Source organism: Longimicrobium sp., assembly GCA_036389795.1.
Lineage (GTDB): Bacteria > Gemmatimonadota > Gemmatimonadetes > Longimicrobiales > Longimicrobiaceae > Longimicrobium.
The window spans coordinates 18,102-42,393 of sequence record DASVWD010000155.1 but is presented as its reverse complement, the minus strand read 5'-3'; the positions used below and the strand labels follow the sequence as shown (position 1 = coordinate 42,393).

The window sequence follows — 24,292 nt, the reverse complement described above, 5'->3', positions numbered from 1 at the left end:
CGACCTGGGCCGCGCTCCCCTCTCCCAGACCACGGGAGAGGGGAAACACCTCGGCGCTGCGCGCGACGGAGCGCGGGAGCGGACGAACGCGCGAGGGGCCCGGGATCGCTCCCGGGCCCCTTCGTACTTCCGTACTTTCGTACTCCGTACCGCCGTCACTCCTTGACGAACTCGGCGACGTCGCGCACCTCGACGGGGGCCACGTTGATCGACTTGAGGCCGGCCTCGATGACGCTCCGGTCGCCGACCACCACCACCACGGCCTGGCCGGGGCGCACGTAGCGGTTGGCCACCCGGCGCACGTCCTCGGGGGTCACCGCCATCACGCTCGACACGTAGGTCTTGAAGAACGACGGGTCGATCCCGTAGGTGACCAGGTCGGCGAGCTGCCCGGCCACCTCCTGCGTGGTCTCCAGGTCCTGCGGGTAGCCCAGCGCCAGGTAGCGCTTGGCCTTGTCCAGCTCCTCGGCGGGGATCGGCTCGGTGCGGATGCGGTTGAGCTCCCGGAAGAACTCCACCACCGCGCTGTCGGTCTTGGCCGTCACCACCGCCGAGCGCGCCTGGAAGGGCCCGGCGGCGCGCCGCATGGCGAAGCCCGAACCGGCGCCGTACGTCCAGCCGTGCGTCTCGCGCAGGTTCTGGTTCAGCCGGCTGGTGAACGAGCCGCCCAGGATGGTGTTGAGCACCTGCAGCGCGAAGTAGTCGGGCGTGTTGCGCGGCACGCCGGGGTGCCCGATGCGGATCTCGCTCTGCGCGGCGCCCGGCTTGTCGACCAGGTAGATGGTGGTGCGGGCGATCTGCGGCTCGTCGAGCCCGCCGGCCTGCGCGGGCGCCGGGCCCATGGCGCGCCAGGCGCCGAACGCCTGCTCCACCTGGGCCTGCATCCCCGGGTCCACGTCGCCCACCAGCACCAGCGTGGCGTTCTCGGGGCGGTAGGCGCCGTGGTGGAACGCCTCGACCTTCGCCCGGTCCAGCTGGCGCGTGGCCTCGACGGTGGCGAAGCGGCCGTACGGGTGCTGCGGCCCGAACACCAGCGCCTGGAAGGCGTTGCCCGCGATGATGGCGGGCTCGTCGCGGCCGCGGGTGAGGTTGGTGACGCGCTCCTCGCGCACGCGCTGCACCTCGTTGTCGGGGAAGTCGGGGCGCAGCACCACGTCGGACATGAGGCGCAGCGCCTCGGGGAAGTTCTTCTTCAGCACGTACAGGCTCGCCTGCGCGGCGTCGTAGCCCGCGCTGGTGGAGAGGCTGGCGCCCAGCAGGTCCAGCTGGTCGGCGATCTGCAGCGCCGTCTTCCCCGCCGCGCCCTCGTCGAGCATGCCGGCGGTGAAGGAGGCGAGCCCGGGGAGCGCGGCCGGGTCTTCGGTGGTGCCGGCGCCGCGGATCACCAGCACGGCGCTCACCACCGGCAGCTCGGGCATGCGCACGAAGGTGACCTTCATCCCGTTGGCCAGCGTGCGCGTGACGGGCTCGGGCGGGTTGACGGCCGGGGCGGGGCCCAGCGAGGGCGGCGTGGTCGGGAACTGGGCCAGGGCCGCCGGGGCGCCGCCGGCCAGGGCGGCGCCGAGGGCGAGAAGCGTGGTGGCTCGTTTCATCACTGGTTCTCCACGGCGGCGAGCTCCGTCTTCCCCTGGGGGACGAAGCTCAGGACGATGTGGTTCTTCCCCTGCAGGTACTGGCGCGCCACGCGCTGCACCTCGGCGGGGGTCACGGCGCGGTAGCGGGCCAGGTCACGCTGGACGTAGCCGGCGTCGCCCGTGTAGTAGAAGTAGTCGTTGAGCTGGTCGGCCTTGTTCCCCACCTCTTCCAGGCGGGCCACGAAGCCGGTCTCGATCCCGTTGATCACCCGGCGCACCTCCTCGGCCGAGGGCGGCGTCTGCGCCAGCTTCTCGACCTCCTCGTAGACCGCCGCCTCCAGCACGTCGAGGTCGGTGGTGGGCTTGCCGCGGACGACCACCCAGAAGTCGCCGGAGAGGAGCGAGGCGTTGTTGAAGGCGTTGACGGTCTGGGCGATCTGCTGGTCGTAGACGAGCCGCTTGTACAGCCGCGAGCTCTTCCCCTGGGTGAGGATGCCGGCCAGCACGTCGAGCGGGGCCTCGTCGGCGTGGAAGCGCTTGTTGGCGCGCCAGATCACGCTCACCTGCGGCAGCGTCACCCGGTCTTCGCGGGTGATGTAGCGCGTGGCGGCGATCGGCGGGATCGGCACGCTGGGGCGCTGGACGGGCTGCCCGCGCGGGATCCAGCCGAAGTACTGCTCCGCCAGGCGCCGCACCTCGGCGGGGTTCACGTCGCCGGCCACGGTGAGCACGGCGTTGTTGGGCGTGTAGTACTGCCGGAAGAACCCCTTGACGTCTTCGAGCGAGGCGGCGGAGAGGTCTTCCATGGACCCGATGGTGGTCCACGAGTACGGGTGCCCCTGCGGGTAGAGCGCGGCGGAGGCGATCTCGAACATCAGCCCGTACGGCTGGTTCTCGTAGCGCTGGCGGCGCTCGTTCTTCACCACGTCGCGCTGGCCGTTGAGCTTTTCCTGGCTCATGGTCTCCAGCAGCCCGCCCATGCGGTCGGCCTCGAGCCAGAGCGCCAGGGGAAGGGCGTTGGAGGGAACCACCTCGTAGTAGTTGGTGCGGTCGGTGTTGGTGCTGCCGTTGTTGGACCCGCCGGCGCTCTCGAGCCACTGGTCGAACTGGCCCTCCTGCACGTTCCTGCTCCCCTCGAACATCACGTGCTCGAAGAGGTGCGCGAACCCGGTGCGCCCGGCGCGCTCGTAGCCGGAGCCCACGTGGTACCAGACGTTGACGGCCGCCACCGGCGTGGAGTGGTCTTCGGCCACGATCACCCTCAGCCCGTTGGGGAGCGTGAAGGTGGTGTGGGGGATGCTGACGTCCTGCGCCGCGGCCGGCGTGGCGGCGAGGGCCAGCAGCAACACGAGGCGTTTCATCGAGCGGCCTTTCTGCTGGGGTTGGGGTTGGTGCACGGGTAGCATACGGCGGCACGCAACGGCCCGCCAGAGCCGGGGATGAACCCCGCCCAGGCACCAGATGTTCCGGCGGGCGGCGCGGCGCAGAGTGAGACGCCCCCGCGCGGTCGAAAGGTTGGACGCGGGCCGCCTCCCTGGTGCCTGGCGGCCCCGCCCTGGCGCTCGAGGCGCCTGTCCCTCCCCCGCCGCGCGGTGGAGGGACTTCCTCGCTGCGCTCGTGACGGGTTGGGGGTGCTTCCCTGCGCTTTCGCGGGCTCCGGCGCGGCCGCGGGGGGCCCTCACCCGCCGCCTTAGAGCGGCAACCCTCTCCCAACTTCGGGAGAGGGTGGACTTTACGAGCCGGTGCGGGGGATGGAGGTCAGATACCGGCTGTTCCTGTTCCCTCGCCGTTCGCGTGAGGGATGCGCGCCCGACAGGGCCGGGACGCCGCCGCCACGGGGGTTATGTGGCGGCGGTGGCCCGGCGCCGTTGGGCAACGTTGTTTGTTGCCCTACGGCGCGCGCAGCCCGGCCCGGAGCGCAGCGGAGGGACACGCCCAAGACCGCGGTGCGAAGTGCGCGGCCGGAAACACGAAGCCCCGCGACGGCAGCCGCGGGGCTTCGCTCGACTTCGTCCGGAGGGCCGGTCAGGCCTTCGCGGTGCCGGCGTCGGAGTAGTACTCGTAGTAGTAGGTGTAGCGGCCGTAGCCGGCTACCTTCTGGTCGGGGTCGTTGAGCACGGCGCCCACCACCCGCGCCCCGATGGCGCGCAGCTGCTGCAGCGCGTACTGCGCCGAGTGGCGGTCGGTCTGGCCGGCGCGCACCACCATCAGCACGGCGTCGGTCTGCACGCCCAGGATCTCGGCGTCGGCGGCGGCGAGCACCGGGGGGGTGTCGACGATCACCAGGTCGTACGCCGCCTGCAGCGCCTCCAGCGTGCGGCGCATGGCGGCGGCGCCCAGCAGCTCGGAGACGTTGGGAGCCAGCGTCCCCGCGGGGAGGATGGAGAGCCCCTCCACCAGGGTGGGCCGCACCGCCTGCTCCAGCGTGGCCTGCCCCACCAGCACCTCGGTGAGCCCAGGGGTGCGCGGCGCGTCGAAGATGGTGTGCAGCCGCGAGCGGCGCATGTCGCAGTCCACCAGCAGCACGCGCATGTGCTGCTGCGCGAAGGTGACCGCCAGGTTCGCGCAGACGGTGCTCTTCCCCTCCGACGCACCGGCGCTGGTGACCATGATGGTGCGCAAGGGGTCGCCGGCGGTGGAGAAGATCAGGTGGGTGCGCAGCTTCCGGTACGCCTGCGACCCCACCGAGTGCAGGTCGGTGACGGTGATGAGCCCGTCGGCGGGCTGGGGACCCCGCCGCGCCAGCGCCCGCGTGGGGAGCCGGAGCCGCCTGCGCGCGGCGTCGCCCTCGGGGGCGACGCGCGGCACCACGGCCAGCGTGGGCAGGTGCAGGTAGGTCTCCAGGTCCTCGCGACGGAGGATCGCCGTGTTCATGCGGTCCAGGAGCAGCGCCCCCGTGCCGCCGATCATGAGCCCCACCAGGAGGGCGAAGAAGAGCCGCTTCTTCCCCCCGCTGCCGATGGGGCCGGCGGGAAGGAGCGCGGTGTCGACGATCTCCACCTGCCCGGCCTCGACGGCCTCGTCGATGCGGGCCTTCTGCTGCTCGCGCAGCAGGTCGTCCACCAGGGTCTGCAGCGTCTCCACCTGGCGGCCCAGGCGCTGCTCCTCGGCCTCGGCGTCGGGGAGGGTGGCGATGCTGGCGGCGTCGCCGGCCATCACCTCGTCGATGACGCCGACCTGCGCGGCCAGGGCGGTACCGCGCGACTCCACGGCGCGCACCAGGCGGGAGCGCGAGGTCTCGATCAGCGAGTCGAGCCGCTCCACGTCGGGGTTGGAGGCGGCGCGCGACCAGGGGCCGGTGGTGAGCGAGTCGCGCGCGGTCTGCCAGCGGGTGAGCTGCTGGTAGAGCGAGGCCATCCCGGAGTTCCCCGACACCTGCGGCGCGGCGGCCAGCGCGGCGAGCTGCTCGGCGCTCTCGCGGCCCGGGGCGCCGGCGAGCTGCTGGCGCATCTGCTCGTAGATGCGCCGCTCCTGCTCCAGCTCCTCGCGCCGGAGCCGGAGCCCCGAGAGCCCTTCCTGGGTGGTGCGGAACTTCTCGCGCGGGCTGAACGCCTGCACGCCCTTGCGGAAGGCGCTCAGCTGGTACTGGGCGGCCACCAGCAGGCTGTCGGTGCTGCGCAGCTGCTCCTGGATGAAGAGGCGCCGGCGGCGGGACTCCTGCTGGGCACTCTGGGCGTTCAGCCGCTGGAAGGCGAGCGCGGCGGCGTCGGCCACGCGCTGGGCCAGGTGCGGGTCGTACGCCTGGTAGCCGATGTCGATGAAGTTGGTGAGCTCGGGCGTCTTGGCCTGCAGCCCCGCCACCACGCCGCTCACGGCGTCTTCGCGCGAGACCACGTGGAAGCGCGCGGTGGGGAGGTCGGGCCTGGCCGTGAAGACGGCCCGGACGCCGGAGAGCTCGAGCGGCGCCCCGTAGGCGGCGCGCGCCGTCTGGCCCCGCAGGCGGGCGGTGACCCCGCCCTCGCCGAAGGTCACCTCGACGGTGTCGCCGGTGCGGGCGGCGGAGTTCACCCGCACGGGTCCCACCACGGCGAAGGGGAAGTCGGGGCGCTCGGGGGCCAGGCGCAGCCCCAGCGAGTCGACCACGGCCCCGGCGACGGCGCGGCTCCTGAGCGCGCGCAGCTGGGAGGCGATCGGGTCGGTGTACCAGCCGCTGACCTGGTTGGTGCTGGTCCCGGCGGCCAGGTCGCCCGCCATCGGCACGGTGGGGTCGATGAGCCGCACCGAGGCGCTGGACACGTAGCGGGGGAGCTCGCGGGAGAGCCGGTACGCCGAGATGCCGACGGAGACGAGGACGGCGGCCACCACCAGCCAGGCGTAGCGGCGGACGGCGCCCAGGTACTCGCGCAGCGGAACTCCGTCCTTGCCGTCGTCGCCGCCCGGGGTGAGCGACGAGCGCAGCACGGGCTGGCGCGGGGCGCGCTCGGAGACTTCCGGGAGCAGCCGGGGAGTGTGGGTCAGCTCGGTCACGGATTCAGTGGGATGGCCGCGGGAAGGAGCGCGGGGGTCGGGCCGGCCCGATGCTTTCGAGCCGCAACGCCCCGCGGGACAGCGGAGGATGGTATTGGAATATAACGAGTTATCGCGGCAGGGGAAAGAGAGTGCGTTAGTGCGGAACGGCGGCTGCGCCGCCGGGGGCCCTCACCCCGCACGGCCCGGTTCGTTCGTTCCTCACGAACCAGGGCCGCGCTCCCTCTCCCAGACTGCGGGAGAGGGAAACACCCCGGCGCTTCGCGCGACGAGATCTCGCACCACTTTCGCACTCTCGCACTTTCGCACTCACGCACTCACGCACTCACGCACTCACGCACTCACGCACTCCCGGTACACCTCCAGCGTCCGCTCCACCATCCGCTCCGCGCTCAGCTCGCCTTCCACGCGGGCGCGGCCGGCGGCGCCGAGGCGGGCGCGCAGGGCGGGGTCGTCCAGCAGGCGGGTGAGGGCGGCGGCGAGCGCTTCCGCGTCCGCGGGGGGGACGGTGAGGCCGGTGACGCCGTCGGGGGAGACGAAGGGGACGCCGGTGTCGAGCGCGGTGTTGACCACGGGGACGCCGCAGGCCATCGCCTCCATCTGCACGATCCCGTACGCCTCGCTGCGGGCGACGGAGGGGAGCGCGAAGACGTCCGCCGCGTGGTAGTACGGCCGCAGGTCGGGGACGGCCCCGAGCAGCGTCACCCGGTTCCTCACCCCTGCCTCCTCGGCCTCCCGCTCCAGCGCCCGCCGCAGCGGCCCGTCCCCGGCGATCAGCAGGTGCGCGTCGACGGCGCGCATCGCCCGCACCAGGTGCTCGAAGCCCTTGTAGTAGACCAGCCGCCCCGCCGCGAACACGATCCGCTCCCCGTGGCGCGCACGGACGGCGGCGACTTCGCCCGGATCGACGTCCCGCATCTCCTCCGCGTCGATGCCGAAGGGAACGACGCGGGTGCGCGCGGCGTGGCGCCGCAGGACGGGCGAGGTCGCCAGGTACCCGGGCGAGGTGGCCAGGATGGCGCTCGCGCGGGCGAGGAAGCGGTCGATCAGCGGGGCGAGGACGGCGCCCAGCACCTTCTGCCGGACGATGTCGCTGTGGTAGGTGACCACCAGCGGACCGCGCCGGCCGGAGGCGAGATACGAGAGGACGCCGGTGGGGTTCGGGTGGTGGAAGTGGACCACGTCGGCGCGGGCGCGGCGGATGGCGCGCGCCATCCCCGGGTTGAACGACGCCGCGGCGAGCGTGGCCACCGTGCCGACCCGGGTGACGCGCACGCCGCCCCGCTCCTCGATGGTCGTGCGGCGGCCGTCGCTGCTCACCACCACCTCGACGTCGGCGTGGCGCGCCAGGCGGCGGCAGAGCAGCTCCAGGTGCGTCTCCATCCCGCCCGGGTGCGGCGGGTAGAACTTGCCGACGTGGAGGACCTTGAGCCGCCGCGTCATACCGGTCGAGTTGGAGGATGAGTCGGAAGGGACGAGCTACGCCGGTCAGTCTGCCGCCGTCGCACGGGGGAGATCGGGCGAGCGGGCGTCCGTGTCGCTGCCGCGCCCGACCCACCTGGCAAGGTGAGAAGATTCTTCGGCCCTGCCACCGTTCGTGCGGAGGCCGGAACCGTGTGATCGGGCCTCAGAATGACACCCTTGGCACCTCGCGCCTCGCACTTCGCACTTCGCACTTCGCACCTCGCACTTCGCACTCACTCCTCTCCCCGCCCGAGCACGCGGCGGTACACGGCCACCATCCCGCGAGCGTACGCCTCCAGCCCGAACTCCGCGGCCCGCTCCAGCGCGGCCTCGCGCCGGCCGCGCCACTGGCGGCGGTCCCTGCGGTCCCAGAGCAGCTCGTCGACGGCGTCCACCCAGGCGGCGGCGTTCAGCGGATCGCGGTAGACCACGGCCTCGCCGCCCACCTCGCGGAAGACGGGGAGGTCGCTGGCCACCACGGGCGTGCCGCACGCCAGCGCCTCCACCAGCGGCAGCCCGAACCCCTCGCGCCCGGAGGGGGCGAGCACCACCACCGCGCGCCGGTAGACGGCGGCCAGGACGGGGCGCTCCAGGAACGGCAGCTCGACCACCGCGTCCAGCACCCCCAGCTCCCGCGCCTGCTCGCGCTGCGGGGGCGTGAGCGGCCCGCCCGCGCGCACCAGCCGCGTCCGCGGGTGCGCCCTCCGCACCTCGGCGAAGACGTGCAGGAGGAAGTCGATCCGCTTGCGCGGCACGTTCATCCCCACGTGCAGCAGGTCGACGGTGTCGTCGCTCTTCGGCCCCAGCAGCTTCGCGGCTTCCGGGTCGGCGATCGGGTCGGGGTCGGGCGCGAAGTCGGGGTGCACGGGGAGGGGGACCGTGCTCACCCGGTGCGCGGGGAGGATGCCGCGCCCGAGCAGCTGGTCGCGCACGCTCGCGGAGTCGCAGACCACGTGGGCGGCGGCCTGCAGACCCGTGAGCACGCTCCCCATCGTCTCGCGGAACCAGCGCGGGCGCGGCTCGTCCTCGGGCTCCAGCACCGAGCGGTAGGCGTCCAGGTCGTGGCAGGTGACCACCGTGCGGCCGGCGGGGAGCTCGTGCACCAGGTGCGCGTAGCTGTGGTCGACCACGTGGAAGAGGTCGAAGCGCCCCACGTGCCCCCGCAGCCACTGCGGGTAGGCCAGGTAGCGCCCCAGGTAGCGGTCCGCGTTCTTCGCCAGCTTCCCCCCGCTCAGGCGGCGGGCCACGCGCGGCATCGGCGGGCGCAGCAGCGTCACGCGGAACTCGGGGGCGGCGAAGGTCTCCAGCGCCTCCAGCAGCATCTCCGCCGCCAGGTCCATGCTGGGCCACCCCTCGTCCAGGTAGTCGCAGACGATCCCCAGCCGGATCGGCGTCTGCCCGCGGGCCAGCAGCGCCTCGACCTCCTCCACCACGCGGCTCTTCTCCTCCTCCACCGCCTGGCCCCCGCGGACGATGCGCCCCAGCAGCGAGCCGAGCGCCGCGCCGCGCTCCTCCCGCTCCCCGACGTCCGCCTCCTCTTCGTCGGACTCCACCCAGGGGGGCCGGCCGCCGCGCCCGGCCTCCGGCGCCCGCTCCTCGATCCACGTGCTGAAGAAGAATCGGTCGAACATCGTGCCCCTGACCGTCATCTCGGAGTGCAGACGAACCAGGCCTGGCTGTTCAGCAGCGGACCCAGCGCGGGGACGGGGGAGAAGAGCGTCCGGCGCACCTCGAAGTCCGCGCGGAGGCGGCGGCGCAGGGCGCGCCAGTTGAAGCCCTTGTGGCCGTGGTACTCGTTCGGCCGCCCGTCCGCGAAGCGCGAGCGGTAGACGGGGCGCGCCACCGCCGCCTCCTCCCCCGCGAAGAGCATCCGCAGCATCTCGCCCGGCGCGTACGTCTCGCGCTCGACGTAGCCCTCCACCCCGCGGCGGGCGGCCAGCGCGCGGGCGAGCTGCTTCACCGCCAGCGCGGGGCCGGTCTCCACGGGGACGCTCACGATCACCACGCCGTCGGGAGAGACCAGCCGCCGCAGCCCGGCGATGACCCGGTCCGCCGCTTCGGCCGTGCAGTGCTCCAGCACCTCCATGCACACCGCCGCGCCGAAGCCGCCCGCCGGCTCGGCGGCGAGCGCGTCCACGTGCACGAACGATATCCCCCGCTCGCCCGCGAAGCGAGCCGCCGCGTCGGCCACCAGCCCGGGGTCGACCTCCGCGCCGACGGCTTCGGGGAAGAGGTCGCGCACGGTGGCCAGGAAGGTCCCGTCGCCGCAGCCGTAGTCGAGCAGGCGGCGGCCCGCGTACGGCGCCGCCAGCTCGCGGGCCACGCGGAAGCGGCTCCCGTGGCTCCAGCGCAGCAGCCCGATCCCCCCGAAGAGCTGCTTGCGCGCGTAGGCCCCCTCGCGCAGGCGGGCGTCGCCGCTCATGGCGTGCCGCTTCGACCGGCTTCGGTGCGGCCGCCGGCAGCCCCCACCCTGGCGCTGCGCGCCGGCCCCTCCCCCGAACTGCAGGGGAGGGACTTCGGTGCTGCGCGCGACCGGCGGGAGGAGGTCTCGCGCTCGAGGACAGGTCGCATCATCGTTTTTCGCGCTTCCCTTGAAGCACTTCGGCGAAGAAGTCGAGGTGGCGGCGGGCGACGGCGGGGAGCGCGAACCCGGCGCGGGCGCGCTCCAGGCCCCGGCGCGACAGCTCCGCCCGGCGCTCCGGGTCGGCCGCCAGGGCGTCGATGGCGCGGGAGAGCGCCTCGGGGTCGCGCTCGGGGACGACCACGCCCGCGTCGCCGATCACGTGCGGGATCTCGCCGCTGTCGCTGCCGATCACGGGGACGCCGCACGCCATCGCCTCCGTCAGCATGCGCCCGAACTGCTCGCGCCAGCGCGGCGTGGTCTCGCTGGGCGCGCAGAGGACGTCCATCGCGCCCAGGTACGCCGGCACCTGGTCGTGCGGCACGCCGGTCACGATCCGCACCCGGTCCATCCGTGCCGCCCGGAACGTCGCCGCGTCCTTCTCCAGCGGCCCACCGCCCACCAGCAGCGCGCGCCACGGCCGCCGGCACTCCTCCAGCGCGTCCATCAGCGTTGCCAGCCCTTTCTCCGGCACGAAGCGGCCGAGGAAGCCGACGACGGGCGGTCCATCCTCCGTCCACTTCAGCGCTTCGCGGACGCGGCGCCTCGCCTCTGGGTCCGGGCGGAAGCGCTCCGCGTCCACACCGGGCGGGATCACCCGGTGAGGGAGGTCGCGGTAGCCGGGCCGGTCCCGCAGCGTCTCCTCCACCGTCTTCCCGAAGGCGATCCACCCGTCCGCGCGGCGCATCGCCCGCCGCTCCAGCCGCGAGAACGGCCAGGGGTAGCGCTTCGGGAGGTTCTGGAAGGTGGCGAAGACGAGCGCGGCGGACTCCGGCGCCAGCGCGGCGACCTGCGAGGCGGCCAGCACGTACGGCTCCTCCCAGCAGTGCACCACGTCCCACCCCTCGCGCACGATCTCGCGCAGCCGGCGGCCGTAGCGCATCACGTGCACCCGGCGCGCGAGGTGGACGGGGACGGCCTCCACCCGGCAGCGCTCGCCTTCCACCGGCTCCAGCGCGACCTTGCGCAGGTCGCCGGGGAAGCGCTGGGGGGCGACGGCGGTCACCTCCCACTCCCCCGCCCCGGCGGCGGCCATCTCGTGCGCCAGCCGCCGGTTGGCGCCGACGACGTACGAGTGGCCGACGGTGAGCAGCCTGAGCGGCCGGCTCATGCCGGGTGGACCCCGGGTGGGCGGAGGGTGCCCGGCGAGCCTCCGCGCCGGGTGCGACCCACCAGCCGGGGCGAGCAGATCCCTCGGGTCGCTGCCGCTCCCCTCGGGATGACACGGGTGTGGTCGATCGGCGACTCTGCCATGGGGTGCGCCGTCATCCGCCGGCCGCGGGCGAGGGGCCGCGGTACGGCTCGGGGGCCGAGCGCGTCATCCGCCGCCAGCGGGCGAGCGTGGACCAGCGCACCGGCCGCCGCTGCCGCCACGCCCCGGGGAGGTCGCGCGCCAGCGCGGCGAGCAGGCGCCGGAACCCGCCGGGGTCGTCGACGTTCCACCCCTCCCGGATCGGGAAGTAGCGCCGGAGCCGCGCGGCGAGCCCCGCCACCACCAGGGGGAACGGTTCGTTGTAGAGGCCGTTCAGCACGTCGTTGCGCACGGTCAGGTGCAGGTAGCGCCGCCGGTCGCGCCCGGCCGCGTCGGCCAGGTGCGCCACGCGCGCGTCGGGGAGGTAGACGATGCGCCACCCCGCGTCCAGCAGCCTGAGCGCCAGCTCCTTCTCCTCGCCGTGGATGCCGAGCTGCTCGCGGAAGCCGCCGGCGGCCAGGAACGCCTCGCGCCTGAGCAGGTGCCCGAAGCCGATGAAGGTGGGGACGTAGCACGGGTAGTCCACCCGCGCGGGCTGCACCTCGGCCGGCCAGGGCTCGCCCGACGCGCCCGCCTGCGCGAACGCGACCGCCGCCACCTCGGGGTCGCCCTCCAGCACCGCGACCGCCCGGCGCACGCCGTCGCCCGGGAGGAGGTGGGCGTCGTCGTCCAGGTTCAGCACCCACGGCGTCTTCGCCTCGCGGGCGATGCGGTTGCGGCTGGCGGCCAGGCTCAGGCTGGCCTCGTGCCGGATGAACCGCAGCGGCCGCGGCGCGTCGTCTCCCAGCACGGCACGGAGGCGGGGCTCGACGGGCTCCGCCGACCCGTCGTCGACCACGATCGCTTCGGCGACGAGCGGCTCGTGCGCCCGCAGCGAGGCGAGGCAGCGGGCGAGGGAATCGACGCGGTCCCTCGTCGCCACGCCGACGGTGACCGGGCGCGCGGCCGGGAGCGGCGGCACCGTCATCGCCGCACGAAGGCATTGACGTTCGCCGCGTACCACGGCGGCAGGTCCAGGGCCGCCACGTCGCGGCGGAAGGCGGCGTTCTCCGGGGCCACCGCGAAGCCCAGGCGGCCGAAGCGGCGCACCCAGTGCTCCACCGGCCGCTCGTTGACGTGGAGCGTGCCGCCCTGGTTGGGCTGCGCGGCCGAGAAGACGACCACGGGCGAGCGCGCCAGCAGCCGCAAGAGCTTCCCCGAGTGCCACGCCGGCACGTGCTCGGCGACCTCGAGGCTCGTGGCGAGAGCGAAGTCGCCCGGGACCGCGGACGCGACCGCCCGCCGCCGCAGCCGCACCAGGTCGAGCTCCCTCACCGGCACGCCGCGGGCGGCCGCCATCGCGAGGGCCGCGGGCGACGACTCCACCCCCAGGACCGTGAGCGACGGGTCCGCCCGCAGCATCGCGGCGAGCAGCTTGCCGTCGCCGCAGCCGACGTCCAGCACCGAACGGGCGGGGAAGCGGCGGAGGATGGCGCGCGCGAAGCCGTCCCAATCCCCCGCCTGGTGCTGCTCCCAGAAGCCGCCGCCGTACGCGGTCGCGTCCTCGGACGCGAAGCGCTCGCGCAGCCGCTGCGCGTACCACTCGGCCAGCGAGACGACCGTCCGCGCGCGCCAGTACGCGCGCGGGAAGCGCCGCCTGCCGGCCTCGAGCCACGGCCGGACCCCGCGCGGCAGCGTCACCGCGCCCCGTCGGCGGCACGGGTCCCCGGCATCGGCGGCCGGCCGTCGCGCGCGGCGGCTCCCCCGGGACGGCGGGATCGGCCGTTCATCGCCTGGCCGCGCACTTCACCGCCCCGGCCACAGCGCCCAGACGCAGAGGCCGGCCCACCCCAGCACGGTGAGGATCAGCGGCGCGTCGGTCCAGAGCGCCTCGGTGGGGCTCTCGCCCAGGCTGCGCGCCTGCACCAGGTACGAGTAGCGGAAGATCCCCAGCAGCACGAACGGGACGGTGATGGCCAGCTCGGGGCGGACATCGATCACGTACAGGCTGTAGAAGACGATGGAGGCGCTGGCCGCCGTCTGCGCGTAGCCGTCGAGCAGGCCCACCGTGTAGGCGCCCAGCACGCGGCGCGCCTCGGGGCCGCTGGTGGCCAGCTCCTGCCGCCGCTTGACCGCCGCCAGGTACAGCGCCAGCGCCAGCGTGGTGATGAGCATCCACGCCGAGAGCGGCACGTCCACCGCGCGCGCGCCGGCGTAGATGCGCAGCACGAACCCGCTGGCGATGCAGAACAGGTCCACCACCGCCACGTGCTTGAGCCGGAGCGTGTACGCCGCGTTGAGCGCCACGTACCCCGCCAGCGCCGGCGCCACCGCCGGGAAGGCCAGCACCCCCAGCGCGAGCGCGACGACGAGCCCCGCCAGGATCGCCCGCGCGGTGGAGACGGGCAGCGCGCCCGAGGCCAGGGGGCGCGTGTCGCGCTTCACCGGGTGGAGACGGTCGGTCTCGACGTCCATCAGGTCGTTGAAGACGTACACGGCCGACGCGGCGACGCAGAACAGCGCCGTGGCGGCCAGGGCGCGCAGCACGGAGTCGCGCTCCAGGTAGACCCCCGCGAAGACGGCGGGCGCCAGCACGAAGCCGTTCTTGATCCACTGCCGCGGCCGGAGCAGCCGCGCCAGCGCGCGCCCCGTCCCCGGCCGCCGCGGGTCGATGCCGCGCGCCGTGTCCAGGGGGGGAGCCGTCTGCCGGTCGAGAGCCTGGGGCATCGATGAGAAACCCGAAAATGGACGTCGGAGAATCGGATGCGGAGCGCGAGGCCGCCCGGGGGCCCTCACCCGGCGCCGCTACCGCGTCGCCACCCTCTCCCAACTTCGGGAGAGGGTACTTTGCTCGCTCCGGTGTGGGATCTACAGCTTCATCCGCTTGAACAGCCACTCGGGGATGGAGCGGATGGCGAACATCACGGGGCGCCAGAAGCCGGGGAGGTACACCACGTCGCGCCCGCCCTCCACGGCCCGGCGGATGCCGCGCGCCACCTTCTCCGGCGGCGCCACCAGGAAGGTGCCCGGCTTGCCGAAGGTCATCCGCGTGTCCACGAAGCCGGGGACGACCGTCACCACGCGCACGCCGGCGGGGTGCAGCCGGTTGCGCAGGCCCTGCAGGTAGACCGTGAGCCCGCCCTTGGCCGCGCCGTAGACGTAGTTGCTCTGCCGCCCGCGCTCGCCCGCCACCGACGAGACCACCGCCAGGAACCCCCCGCCGCGCCGCTCGAAGTGCCCGGCCAGCACCGTCAGCAGCGACACGCACGCGGTGAGGTTGGTGTCGAGGACGAGCCGCGCCTCGGCGAAGTCCGTCTTCGCGCGCTCCTGGTCGCCCAGGTAGCCGACGGCGATCACGGCGCCCTCCAGCGCGTGCCCCTCCTCGCGCAGCACGTCGCCGAGGACGCGGGGGTGCGTGTCGAAGGCGAGCGCGTCCAGCTCCACCGCCCGCGCGCGCACCCCGAAGCGCAGCGCCACGTCCAACGCCACCGCCCGCGCCTCGTCGACGTCGCGCGCGGCGAGGACGAGCGGGCGGCCCCCGCGCGCCAGCTCGGCCGCCAGCGCCCGCGCCACGCCCGAGGTGGCGCCGACGACCAGGACGCTCCCCCGGGCCTCAGCCATCGGCCAGCCCCACCCGCCGCGCGAGCGACGAGGAGAGGACGCCGTCGGGGTCCACGCACGCCTTCACCGCGCGGAAGCGCTCCGCGTCCGGGTACATCGCGGCGAAGGCGGCGCGGTCGAGCGCGGCGTCCTTCGCCAGGTAGACGCGCCCGCCTGCGTCCAGCACGATCCGGTCGAGGTCGCGCAGCAGCTCCGCCAGTCCCGGGGCGACGGGGAAGTCGAGCGCGAGCGTGTAGCCGTCGCGGGGGAACGAGAGCAGCCCCTGGTTCGCCGGGCCGAAGCGCTTGAGCACGGCCAGGAACGAGGCGCGCCCCGCCTTCGCCACGCGTTCCAGGAGCCGCGCCAGCGCGTCCGCGCGGTCGGGCGGCACCACCGACTGGTGCTGCACGAAGCCGCGCCGGCCGTAGAGGCGGTTCCACCCGCGCACCCCGTCCAGCGGATAGAAGAACTTCTCCAGCGGGACCAGCACGCCCGCGCGGTCGCGGTGCAGCGCGTGGTAGAGCCGGTTGAAGGCGCCCACGGTGAAGCGGTTGAGCGCGAACGACGGCGCGTCGAGCGGGACCCCCAGGCGCCCCTCCCGCCGGCGCGCGAACGGGTCGCCGGAGACGCGCGAGGCGGGCGCGTGGTCGCCCCGCATCAGCACGCCGCGCCCGAGCCGCCTCCCCCGCGCCAGGCAGTCGACCCAGGCGACGGAGTAGCGGTAGCCCGCGTCGTCGGCGAAGCGCTCCAGGGCGCAGTCCAGGTCGGCCGTGCGCGCGTGGTCCACCGCCACCCAGGCGGACTCGACGGGGAGGAGGCGGAGCCGCGCACTCAGCACCGCGCCGGTGAGCCCCATCCCGCCGAGGGTGGCCCAGAAGAGCTCGGCGTTCTCCGCGCGCGAGCAGGTGAGGACCCCGCGCGCCGGGGTGAGCAGCCGGAAGCTCTCGACGAAGGCGGCGATCGTGCCGTCGCGGTGGTGGTTCTTGCCGTGCACATCGCAGGCGATGGCGCCGCCCAGCGTGACGTGCTTCGTCCCCGGGGTGACGGGGAGGAACCAGCCGCGGGGGAGGAAGGCGTCCACCACGTCGGCGAAGCTGGCGCCCCCCTCCGCCTCCAGCACCCCCGACGCCTGATCGAAGGCGAGCATGCGGCCCAGCCGCAGGTGCGAGACCACCGCGCCGCCGCCGTTGAGCGCCGCGTCGCCGTACGCGCGCCCCAGCCCGCGCGAGACCACGCCGCCCTCGGGCCGGACCGCGAGCACCTCGCCCAGCTCCGACGTCTTCTCCGGGCGGTAGACGCGGCACGTCTCGACCGGGTGGCGTCCCCATCCGGAGAGGCGCTGCACGCTGGAGGGGATCATCGGGACGAAATCGGGGGCGGTCGGCGGCGAGACGGAAAACGATGGCACCGAAAGGTGGATGGCGCAAGGAGATGGGGGAGGATGCAGGACGCGGAGTAAACTTCCTCCGCATTCCTGGCGAGCGAAAGCCCCGCCGCGCGGGGAGCGCGGCGGGGCCTTTCTACTGCGGGTGGGCCTGCGGCCGGCTCAGGGCTCGATACCGCCGCCGGTGCCGCAGTAGTAGCTCGACGAGCCCGTGGTCGTGGCGCCGCTGCCGTCCGTCACGGTGGCGGACACCGTGACGCGGGAGGTGCCGCCGCAGAGCGGGTAGGCGTAGCTGTACCCGTCGGCGTCGTACTGCTCGATCGCGTTGCTCCAGCTGAAGCTGTACCCCGATTCGGTGCCGCCCGAGGCCGTGGCGTCACAGTATCCGGTGGACGAATCGCAGATCACGCTCACGCTCAGCGGGGTGGAGCCCGGAACGGGCGGCGGGGGCGGCGGGCCCGGAATGAACCCCGAGTAGACCACCCGGTTGGGCGAGTTGTTGCCCTTGTTGGTCACCACGTTCCACGTGGCGTTCTGGTCGATCGCGTATTGCACGTCCACCGGCAGCGAGCCGGGAATCCACTCCAGGTACATGGCCGCGATGCCCGCCACGTGGGGAGCCGCCATGGAGGTGCCGGTCATGACGGTGGTCCCCGTGTCGCTGCCGTACCAGGCCGAGGTGATGCTGGTGCCCGGCGCGAACAGGTCCAGACACAGGCCGTAGTTGGAGGTGGAGTAGCGGGTGTCGGTGGAGTTGGTGTTGCCCACGATGATCGCGTCTGTGACCCGAGAGGGCGAGTAGTTGCAGGTGTTCGCGTTGTTGTTCCCCGCCGCGATCACGTACGTCACGCCGGAGTTGATGGAGTTCTGCACGGCGTTGTCGAGCGCGTAGTTGGCCGGGCCGCCCAGGCTCATGTTGGCCACCGACAGCCCGACGCGGTTGGCGGTGACCCAGTCCACGCCCGCGATCACGCCGCTGGTGCTGCCGTTTCCGAAGCAGTCCAGCACGCGCACGGAGATGAGGTTCACGGCCTTGGCCACGCCGTAGGTGCTGCCGCCGGCCGTCCCGGCCACGTGCGTGCCGTGCCCGTTGCAGTCGCTGGCGTCGCCGCCAAACACGTCGTACCCGGCCACGGCGCGCCCGCCGAACTCGGTGTGCGTGAAGCGGATGCCGGTGTCGAGGACGTACAGGTTCACCCCCGCGCCCGTGCGGTTGTACGTGTAGGAGTAGTCGAGCGGACGGTACCGCTGGTCGATGCGGTCCAGCCCCCACGTGGGATAGAACTGGGTGCCGGCGGCCGTGACCACCTGGTCGGGCGAGATGTAGTCCACCTGCGGGTTGTTGCGGAGGGCGGCGAGCTGCGCCGCGTTCAGCCGCGCCGCGAAGCCGTTCAGCGCGGCGTGGTACACGTGGCGCGGCGTGGCGCCCGCCGCGGCGGCCGCGGCGCGCGGAGAGGCTCCCGCCTTGAGCACCACGATGTACTGGTCCTGGATTGCGCCGTCCTGCGGGCTGGCCGCGAGCGCGGCGTTGGGCGCGATCTCCGGCGACAGCGGGGCCGCCGAATCCCTCGAGCAGGCGGCGAGGGCCAGGATGATTCCTCCGGCCAGGACTGCGGGACGAGCAAGCATGCGACCTCCAGGTGGGTGGGTGGGGAACGAGAGCCGGACGCTCTCTGCGAATTGCACCGAAAGGTGTGTATCGCAATCGTAAGGCCATACTGCTACATTTCATGAATGCGTTGTGGATTGGTGACTTAGCAAAATACGAACAGAGATTACGTCGATTCAAAATAGTGCGTCAAATCCTGTACTGCACCAAATAATGTCGGAACCGTGTCGGTGTCGCGCCCGCGAGCACCGGCGGCGCCCGGTGCGCTGCTCCCCTGCGCTCGCAGATTCGGGTCTACACAGGTTCTGCCGCGGGTTCCCCCGCCATTGCCCCCGCCGACGCATACACCTCCAGCGTCCGGAGCGCCGTGGCCGTCCAGCTCATCCCCCGCACCGCCCGGTGGGCGCGCTCGCCCATCTCCCGGCGCAGCGCGGGGTCTTCCATCACCCGGCGGACGGCGGCGGCGAGGGCGGCCGGGTCGCGCGGGGGGACCAGGACGCCGCCTCCACTCTTCCCCAGCAGCGCCGGCGCACCGCCCACCGCCGTGGCGACCACGGGAAGGCGCTGGCTCATCGCCTCCATCACCACCATCCCGAACCCCTCGTAGGTGGACGACAGCACCAGCGCGTCGTGCTCGCGGAAGCGCCGCATCACCTCGTCTTCGCCCACGCGCGGGACCACCGCCACCAGCGGGCGCACCTCCGGCGGGAAGTCGGCCAGGACGCGCTCCTCCGGCACCCCGGGGCCCAGGACCGTCAGCCGCGGCGCGCCGCCGCCGGCGGCCAGGAGCGCCATGGCGCGGACCAGGTAGTCCACCCCCTTCATCCGGTCCCAGGTGGCGCAGAAGAGGAGGCCGCGGCCGCGCGGCGCGTCCGGCGGCGGGGCGTCGTCGAGATACCGCTGCGAGACGCCGTGCGGCACCACGTCCACCCGGTCCGCCGGCTTCCACCCGCGCCCGACGGCGAAGTCGCGGTCGCCGTCGTTCAGCACGATCAGCCGGTCGGCCAGGCGCGCGGCGAGCGCCACCTGCGACAGCCGCGCGGCCGGGTACCAGAGCCGCCGGTGCCACCCCTTCGACCCCAGCCCCTCGGCCGCGTCGTCCAGCATCCGCCGGTAGTTCAGGTGCTCCAGCCCGTGCGAGCGGCTCACCAGCGCCACGCCGCGGTACGCCCCCAGCCGCCGCCGCACGCCGACCATCGCCCCCTCCGCGCTGGCGGCGTCGACCACGTCGAAGCGCCCGTGCTCGCGGAAGGCCCGGGCGACCGCGCGCGCGGCGAGCGCCGGCCCCGCCAGCCAGCGCAGCCGCGGCGAGGACGGGCGGGGGCCGAGCTCCGGCGCCAGCAGCACGCGGCAGTCGTGGCCGAGGCGGGTGAATTCCTCGCGCAGCTTGTGGTAGACCTTCCCCGAGCCCAGCCGCGGATCGTCCGGGTAGTCGCCGACCAGCAGGATCCTCACGGCCGGCGCCCCGCGCGCGAGGCCGCGTAGCGCAGCCGCGCCTTGAGCGCCCGCCCGGCCTGCACCGCCCGCTCGGCCGGCGAGGGACGGAAGCGGAAGACGCGCCGCTGCAGGGCGTCCTCCTCCGCGTCCGGGGCGCCGCGCGCGCGCAGCTCCACGAGGCCGGCGTGGTAGCGCGCCCAGAGCGAGAAGTACGGCCGGTCCAGCGCCGCCAGCAGCCGCGTGTAGTCGGCGAAGGGGCTCGCCGTCCAGGCGGTGGCGTGCCGCTCGTGGCGCGTCCACGTCCCGCGGTTCAGCAGGCGCGCGTCGCCGTGGGAGAGCAGGATCGCCGCGTAGACGTTGTCCCACACCGCCTCGCCCACCACGTAGGGGCGGAAGCGGCGGCGGTGCGCGCGCCACCACTCCGCTCGCACGGCGAAGGTGTCGACGCCGCGGGTCACCACCCCCAGCCCGGCGCCCGTCGCGCCGTCGAAGTCCATCCGCGACACCGCGCGGCCGTCGAGCGGCACGGCGAGGACCTCGTCCACCAGCGCCTGCGAGACGTGCACGTCGGAGTTGGTGAAGCAGAACGCGCCGAGCCCCTCCTCCTCCGCGCACGCGCAGAGCCCGTCGAACAGCTCCGTCACCAGCGGCTTGCGTCGCCCCGCCCGCCCGGTGGCGGCGACGGAGTCCGCGCGGAGCGACGCCACGGTGCGGAAGCCGGGGACGTCGATCACCCCGTCGGGCCACTGGAGGTTGACCAGGCGCACGCCGTCGAGACCCCGGAGCGTGTCGAGCGCCGCCGCCTGCCGGCGCGCGGCGTCGCCCTCGGCGGGGTGGACGTGCGTGCCCAGCAGGAGCATCTCAGGCCGCCTCCTGCCGCTCGCGGGCGCTGCGGTGGATCTCCTCGAAGATGGCGGGGAGGCCGCGCGAGACGCTCCACTCCGGGTAGTGCGCCTTCAGCTTGGCGAGGTCGCTGATGTAGCAGACGTGGTCGCCCGCGCGCGGGGCGTCGACGTACTCGTGGCGCACCTCGCGGCCGGTGAGCGCGCGCACGTGCTCGAACGCCTCCAGGATCGAGCACGAGTTGCCGCGCCCGCCGCCCAGGTTGTAGACCTCGGCCACGCGCGGCCGCTCGGCGAAGAGGTGCACCAGCCGGGCGATGTCGAACGCGTGCAGGTTGTCGCGCACCTGCTTTCCCTGGTAGCCGTAGATGCGGTAGGTGCGCCCCTCCACCGCCGTCTTCACCAGGTAGCTCAGGAAGCCGTGCAGCTCCACGCCCGCGTGGAAGGGCCCGGTCAGGCACCCCCCGCGCAGGCAGCAGGTGGCGATCCCGAAATAGCGCCCGTACTCCTGCACCAGCACGTCGGCCGCCAGCTTCGACGCGCCGAACAGCGAGTGCATGCACTGGTCGACGGGGAAGCTCTCGGGGATGCCGTCGGCGCAGGCCGGATCGGCGTAGTCCCAGCGCGTGGGGAGCTCGGCCAGCGGCAGGCGGTTGGGGCCGTCGCCGTAGACCTTGTTGGTGCTCAGGTGCACGAACGCGGCGCCGGGCGCGTGGCGGCGGACGGCCTCCAGCAGGTTGAGCGTGCCCGTGGCGTTGACGTCGAAGTCGTCGAAGGGGCGCTGGGCGGCCAGGTCGTGGCTGGGCTGCCCGGCCGCGTGCACCACCAGGGTCGGGCGCACGGCCTCCACGCACTGGCACACCCCTTCGCGGTCGCGCACGTCGAGGGCGTGGTGGCGGAAGCGCGGGTGCTCGGCGCGCAGGCGGCCGAGGCTCGGGAGGGTGTCGCCCCCGGGCCCGAAGAAGTCGCGCCGCATGTTGTTGTCGATGCCGTGCACCTCGGCGCCCAGCCGGGAGAAGTAGTCCACCACCTCGGCGCCGACGAGCCCGGAAGAGCCCGTCACCAGAACGCGTTCCACGTTTACCCGACCCTCTGGATTGTTTTTCCGACGCTCAGGAAGATGTCATTCCGAGTGGAGCCCGATGCGGTGAAGCCGCCGTTGCCACCGAGGTCGGCCGGGCTCCCGAGGAATCCACCCACGGCCGGCAGGGCGCCGGATCGATGCACCAGGCCAGCATCCGTGCGGGTCGAGTAGATTCCTCGGGCGCCGCCTGGCTCCGGTGCGAAATCCGTTTCGGCGCCGCGGCGCCGCTCGGAATGACGGAGCTGGCGAGAAGACCATCTGATGGTCGGCCCGACCGGCATCACTCCTCCGCCAGCAGCACGTCGAGCGTGCGCTCGACGGCGAAGTGGCGCTCGTAGAAGGCGCGGCCCCGCTCGCCGGCCCCGCGGCGGCGCGCGTCGTCGTCCAGCAGGTTCAGCACCTCCACGGCCAGCGCCCCGCCGTCGCCGCCCGCGGGGACGAGGGGGACGGGGGACTCGCCCCACAGCGGCTCGGTGGAGCGGCCGGACGTGGTCACCGTGGCGACGCCGTTCGCCAGGGCGGCCATCAGCGTGGTGCGGCGGCTGCTGGCGCCGTCGGGGAACGGCTGCACGGCCACGTCGCACGCCTGCAGGTGGACGGAGACCTGCCCCGGCGGGAGCCACCCCGGCGCCACGGTCCGCCCGCGCAGCGAGGGGTCCGCGCGCTCCAGCCGCTCCGCGAACTCCGGCCCGCCCGCGCCCAGCAGCAGGGCGACGGAATTCGCGGGCGGCGCCAGCACGGCCAGCAGCGCGGGCTCCAGCAGCGGCGCCACCAGCGCGCCGTAGGTGCCGAAGTGGCCGACGACGTGCCGCCCGGGATCGCCGCCGCGCAGGCGGGCGCGCAGGACGGCCACCGCCTCGGGGTCGTCTACGCGCGGCACCGTCGCGGGGACCGGGAGCCAGCGCAGCGGCAGGCCGCGCGGGGCCCAGGGCCGCAGCCGCTCCGCCCACGCCGGGGTGGAGACGTAGGCGACGCGCGAGGCGCGCAGCAGCAGCATCGCCATCCCCCGGTTCACCGCGGCGAGCAGGTTGCGCTGCGGGCGCTGCACGCCGAAGGGGAAGAACGGCTCGTGGAACATGACCCGCACGTCGTCGCCGGCGCGGGCGCGGCCGAGGAGCCAGCGGCAGAAGGCGACGTTCATCCCCTCCAGCCCGAACGCCCGCGGCGCGTACTGCACCAGCAGCGTGCGCGGCGCGGGGAAGCGGTCCAGCCCCTGCGCCATCGCCCGCCGCCCGGCGCGCCCGAATCCCCCGACCGGGTGCACCTCGACCCCGTCCACCCGCCCCTCCGGCGCGGGCGCCCAGACGTGCACCTCGCGCCCCGCGCGCGCCAGCGCCCCGGCGAGAAGCTCGGTGTAGTCGCCCACGCCGCCGCGCTGCGGGGGGTACTCGCCGGTGACCAGGTGCCAGGCGCGGGGGTGCGGAAGTGTGTGAGTGCGTGAGTGCGTGAGTGCGCTTTCGCTCTCGCGCGCGTCCGCGGGCCGGTCGCTCACGCGCAGTCTCCGGCGGGGTGCGCCGACCCGGCCTGCTCCGCGGCGGCGGCCAGGATCGGCTCCAGGCGGTCCAGGTGCGCGGCGAGCGACATCCGCTCGGCGGCGGCGCGCGCGGCGGCGCGCATCGCGGCGAGCTCCTCCGGGCGGGCCGCGGCGCGGGCGAGCACCGCGGCGAGTCCTTCCACGGTCGGCGGATCGCCCGGCGCGAGCCAGCCGTTGACGCCGTCGTCCAGCCACTCGCGGATACCGCCCACGTCGAACGCCACCGCGGGGACGCCGAACGCGCCCGCCTCCAGCCCCACCAGCCCGAACGGCTCCGGCCAGACGGAGGGGACGGCGACGACGGATGCGGACCGGAAGAGGCGCGCGCGCTCCGCGTCGGCCACCCAGCCGGGGAGCTCCGCCTCCACCCCGAGCGAGGCGGCGAGCGCGCGCCACTCCTCGCGCTGCGGCCCGTCGCCGGCCAGGGTGAGGGGGACGGGGCGGCCGCCCTCGCGCGCGGCCCGGGCGGCGGCCTTCACCAGGAAGTCGCCCCCCTTGAGCCGCGTCATCCTCCCCAGGAAGAGGACCCGGAAGCCGGGCGGGGGATCGGCCGCCCGCGCGGGGACCTCGATGGTGGGGAAGAGCGGAACGACGTGCGCGCGCTCCGCGGGGACGCCGTTCCGCACGTACTCGCGGCGCATGTGCCCGCTGGCGGCCACCAGCGCGGCGTAGCGGCCGAAGAGCGCCTTCTGCTCGTTGGCCCAGCGCCAGTGCCAGGCCGCGTGCGGCAGGCTCAGGCGCCCGTTGCGGCGGGGGACGTAGAGCGCCAGGCACGCCGGCCCGAAGCGGCGCCCGCACGGCTCCGGCCGCGGGAAGAGGTGCGCCTTCTGCCCGCCGATGCAGGTGCCCGCGTAGGCGTGCATCATCTTGACGACGGGGAAGGCGGCGAGCATCCCCCGCTCCGCGTCCAGCCGCCGCATGTTGTGCGAGAAGGCCACGTCGGCCCCCCACGCCCGCGCCGCCGCCAGCGCGCCCTCGGCCCCCAGCTCCGCCAGGCAGAAGTGCGGCGCCCCGGGGGCGGGAGACGCGGCCCCCTCCCGCAGCCGGTCCTCGTGCAGGAAGGCCACCTGGTGCCCGCGCGCGGCCAGCGCCGGCATCACGGCCGCGAGGTAGCTCTGCACCCCGCCCGCGTCGCCGATCCCGTCGTTGGCGAAGAGGATGCGCATCTACCGCGCGGGTGAGGCGGGGAGGGACGGTCGGGCGAATGAATTCGCTGCAACGACCACAAGAAGTGCGCCTGCACAGGCGAATGAATTCGCCGCTACAAGGGCACGAAGTCCGCCTGCGCGGACTTGCGGGCTGCGCCCGCGCGCTTCGCGCCTGGGACCAGCCTGCCAGCGCCGAAGGTGGCCTCCACACCGAACCAGCCTGCGAAGGCAGGCTTCTCGCCGTTGTTGCCGCGGGTTCACCCGCCCCTGCGCGAAACCCGCCATCACCAGCCGTCTC

The 24,292-nt window shown here is 74.1% G+C and carries 18 protein-coding genes; all 18 read right to left on the bottom strand.

The annotated features are described in order from the left end of the window. Positions 1-155 precede the first annotated feature (155 nt). Complete coding sequence (locus tag VF746_21255) at positions 156-1,592, bottom strand: pitrilysin family protein (protein HEX8694952.1); 1,437 nt, start codon at positions 1,590-1,592, stop codon at positions 156-158. Next, a complete protein-coding gene (locus VF746_21250; GenBank protein HEX8694951.1) occupies positions 1,592-2,935 on the bottom strand; it encodes a pitrilysin family protein in 1,344 nt (447 codons plus the stop codon). The genes VF746_21255 and VF746_21250 overlap by 1 nt, the downstream gene beginning before the upstream one ends. 664 nt (positions 2,936-3,599) lie before the next feature. Next, positions 3,600-6,041, bottom strand: coding sequence for a polysaccharide biosynthesis tyrosine autokinase (locus tag VF746_21245; protein HEX8694950.1), 2,442 nt, complete (start codon positions 6,039-6,041; stop codon positions 3,600-3,602). A gap of 333 nt (positions 6,042-6,374) precedes the next feature. Further along, positions 6,375-7,484, bottom strand: a complete 1,110-nt coding sequence (locus VF746_21240; protein ID HEX8694949.1) for a glycosyltransferase — start codon at positions 7,482-7,484, stop codon at positions 6,375-6,377. Positions 7,485-7,738: 254 nt separating this feature from the next. After that, entirely contained in the window at positions 7,739-9,136 is a 1,398-nt protein-coding gene (locus VF746_21235) for a glycosyltransferase family 1 protein (protein HEX8694948.1), read from the bottom strand. Between the two features lie 14 nt (positions 9,137-9,150). Next, a complete protein-coding gene (locus VF746_21230) occupies positions 9,151-9,927 on the bottom strand; it encodes a class I SAM-dependent methyltransferase (GenBank protein HEX8694947.1) in 777 nt (258 codons plus the stop codon). Positions 9,928-10,075: 148 nt separating this feature from the next. After that, positions 10,076-11,236, bottom strand: a complete 1,161-nt coding sequence (locus VF746_21225; GenBank protein ID HEX8694946.1) for a glycosyltransferase family 4 protein — start codon at positions 11,234-11,236, stop codon at positions 10,076-10,078. Between the two features lie 154 nt (positions 11,237-11,390). Continuing rightward, positions 11,391-12,344: a glycosyltransferase gene (locus tag VF746_21220; protein ID HEX8694945.1), complete on the bottom strand. Its 954-nt coding sequence runs from the start codon at positions 12,342-12,344 to the stop codon at positions 11,391-11,393. Continuing rightward, on the bottom strand, positions 12,341-13,057 hold the full coding sequence (locus VF746_21215) for a class I SAM-dependent methyltransferase (GenBank protein ID HEX8694944.1): 717 nt from the start codon (positions 13,055-13,057) through the stop codon (positions 12,341-12,343). The genes VF746_21220 and VF746_21215 overlap by 4 nt, the downstream gene beginning before the upstream one ends. A gap of 105 nt (positions 13,058-13,162) precedes the next feature. Continuing rightward, on the bottom strand, positions 13,163-14,083 hold the full coding sequence (locus VF746_21210) for a decaprenyl-phosphate phosphoribosyltransferase (GenBank protein ID HEX8694943.1): 921 nt from the start codon (positions 14,081-14,083) through the stop codon (positions 13,163-13,165). Positions 14,084-14,224: 141 nt separating this feature from the next. Continuing rightward, entirely contained in the window at positions 14,225-14,977 is a 753-nt protein-coding gene (locus VF746_21205) for an SDR family oxidoreductase (protein HEX8694942.1), read from the bottom strand. Continuing rightward, the gene (locus tag VF746_21200; protein ID HEX8694941.1) at positions 14,970-16,316 is read right to left on the bottom strand and encodes an FAD-binding oxidoreductase; all 1,347 of its coding nucleotides are present in this window, start codon (positions 16,314-16,316) and stop codon (positions 14,970-14,972) included. Before VF746_21200 ends, VF746_21205 begins: the two co-directional genes overlap by 8 nt. A 186-nt stretch (positions 16,317-16,502) precedes the next feature. Further along, complete coding sequence (locus VF746_21195) at positions 16,503-17,969, bottom strand: S8 family peptidase (GenBank protein ID HEX8694940.1); 1,467 nt, start codon at positions 17,967-17,969, stop codon at positions 16,503-16,505. Between the two features lie 274 nt (positions 17,970-18,243). Then, positions 18,244-19,404 (bottom strand): glycosyltransferase family 4 protein, encoded by a 1,161-nt coding sequence (locus VF746_21190; GenBank protein HEX8694939.1) that lies wholly within the window; start codon positions 19,402-19,404, stop codon positions 18,244-18,246. Next, positions 19,401-20,246 (bottom strand): hypothetical protein, encoded by an 846-nt coding sequence (locus VF746_21185; GenBank protein HEX8694938.1) that lies wholly within the window; start codon positions 20,244-20,246, stop codon positions 19,401-19,403. Before VF746_21185 ends, VF746_21190 begins: the two co-directional genes overlap by 4 nt. A gap of 1 nt (position 20,247) precedes the next feature. Continuing rightward, positions 20,248-21,291: an NAD-dependent epimerase/dehydratase family protein gene (locus VF746_21180; GenBank protein HEX8694937.1), complete on the bottom strand. Its 1,044-nt coding sequence runs from the start codon at positions 21,289-21,291 to the stop codon at positions 20,248-20,250. A gap of 301 nt (positions 21,292-21,592) precedes the next feature. Beyond that, entirely contained in the window at positions 21,593-22,804 is a 1,212-nt protein-coding gene (locus tag VF746_21175; protein ID HEX8694936.1) for a glycosyltransferase, read from the bottom strand. Further along, positions 22,801-24,012: a glycosyltransferase family 4 protein gene (locus tag VF746_21170; protein ID HEX8694935.1), complete on the bottom strand. Its 1,212-nt coding sequence runs from the start codon at positions 24,010-24,012 to the stop codon at positions 22,801-22,803. Before VF746_21170 ends, VF746_21175 begins: the two co-directional genes overlap by 4 nt. Positions 24,013-24,292 lie beyond the last annotated feature (280 nt).

Excerpts from the sequence above, each read along its gene's own strand:
- VF746_21195 (HEX8694940.1), bottom strand. The coding sequence starts at position 17,969 with ATGCTTGCTCGTCCCGCAGTCCTGGCCGGAGGAATCATCCTGGCCCTC.
- VF746_21240 (HEX8694949.1), bottom strand. The coding sequence starts at position 7,484 with ATGACGCGGCGGCTCAAGGTCCTCCACGTCGGCAAGTTCTACCCGCCG.
- VF746_21210 (HEX8694943.1), bottom strand. The coding sequence starts at position 14,083 with ATGCCCCAGGCTCTCGACCGGCAGACGGCTCCCCCCCTGGACACGGCG.
- VF746_21225 (HEX8694946.1), bottom strand. The coding sequence starts at position 11,236 with ATGAGCCGGCCGCTCAGGCTGCTCACCGTCGGCCACTCGTACGTCGTC.
- VF746_21205 (HEX8694942.1), bottom strand. The coding sequence starts at position 14,977 with ATGGCTGAGGCCCGGGGGAGCGTCCTGGTCGTCGGCGCCACCTCGGGC.
- VF746_21170 (HEX8694935.1), bottom strand. The coding sequence starts at position 24,012 with ATGCGCATCCTCTTCGCCAACGACGGGATCGGCGACGCGGGCGGGGTG.
- VF746_21185 (HEX8694938.1), bottom strand. The coding sequence starts at position 20,246 with ATGCTCCTGCTGGGCACGCACGTCCACCCCGCCGAGGGCGACGCCGCG.
- VF746_21230 (HEX8694947.1), bottom strand. The coding sequence starts at position 9,927 with ATGAGCGGCGACGCCCGCCTGCGCGAGGGGGCCTACGCGCGCAAGCAG.
- VF746_21200 (HEX8694941.1), bottom strand. The coding sequence starts at position 16,316 with ATGATCCCCTCCAGCGTGCAGCGCCTCTCCGGATGGGGACGCCACCCG.
- VF746_21255 (HEX8694952.1), bottom strand. The coding sequence starts at position 1,592 with ATGAAACGAGCCACCACGCTTCTCGCCCTCGGCGCCGCCCTGGCCGGC.
- VF746_21250 (HEX8694951.1), bottom strand. The coding sequence starts at position 2,935 with ATGAAACGCCTCGTGTTGCTGCTGGCCCTCGCCGCCACGCCGGCCGCG.
- VF746_21220 (HEX8694945.1), bottom strand. The coding sequence starts at position 12,344 with ATGACGGTGCCGCCGCTCCCGGCCGCGCGCCCGGTCACCGTCGGCGTG.
- VF746_21235 (HEX8694948.1), bottom strand. The coding sequence starts at position 9,136 with ATGTTCGACCGATTCTTCTTCAGCACGTGGATCGAGGAGCGGGCGCCG.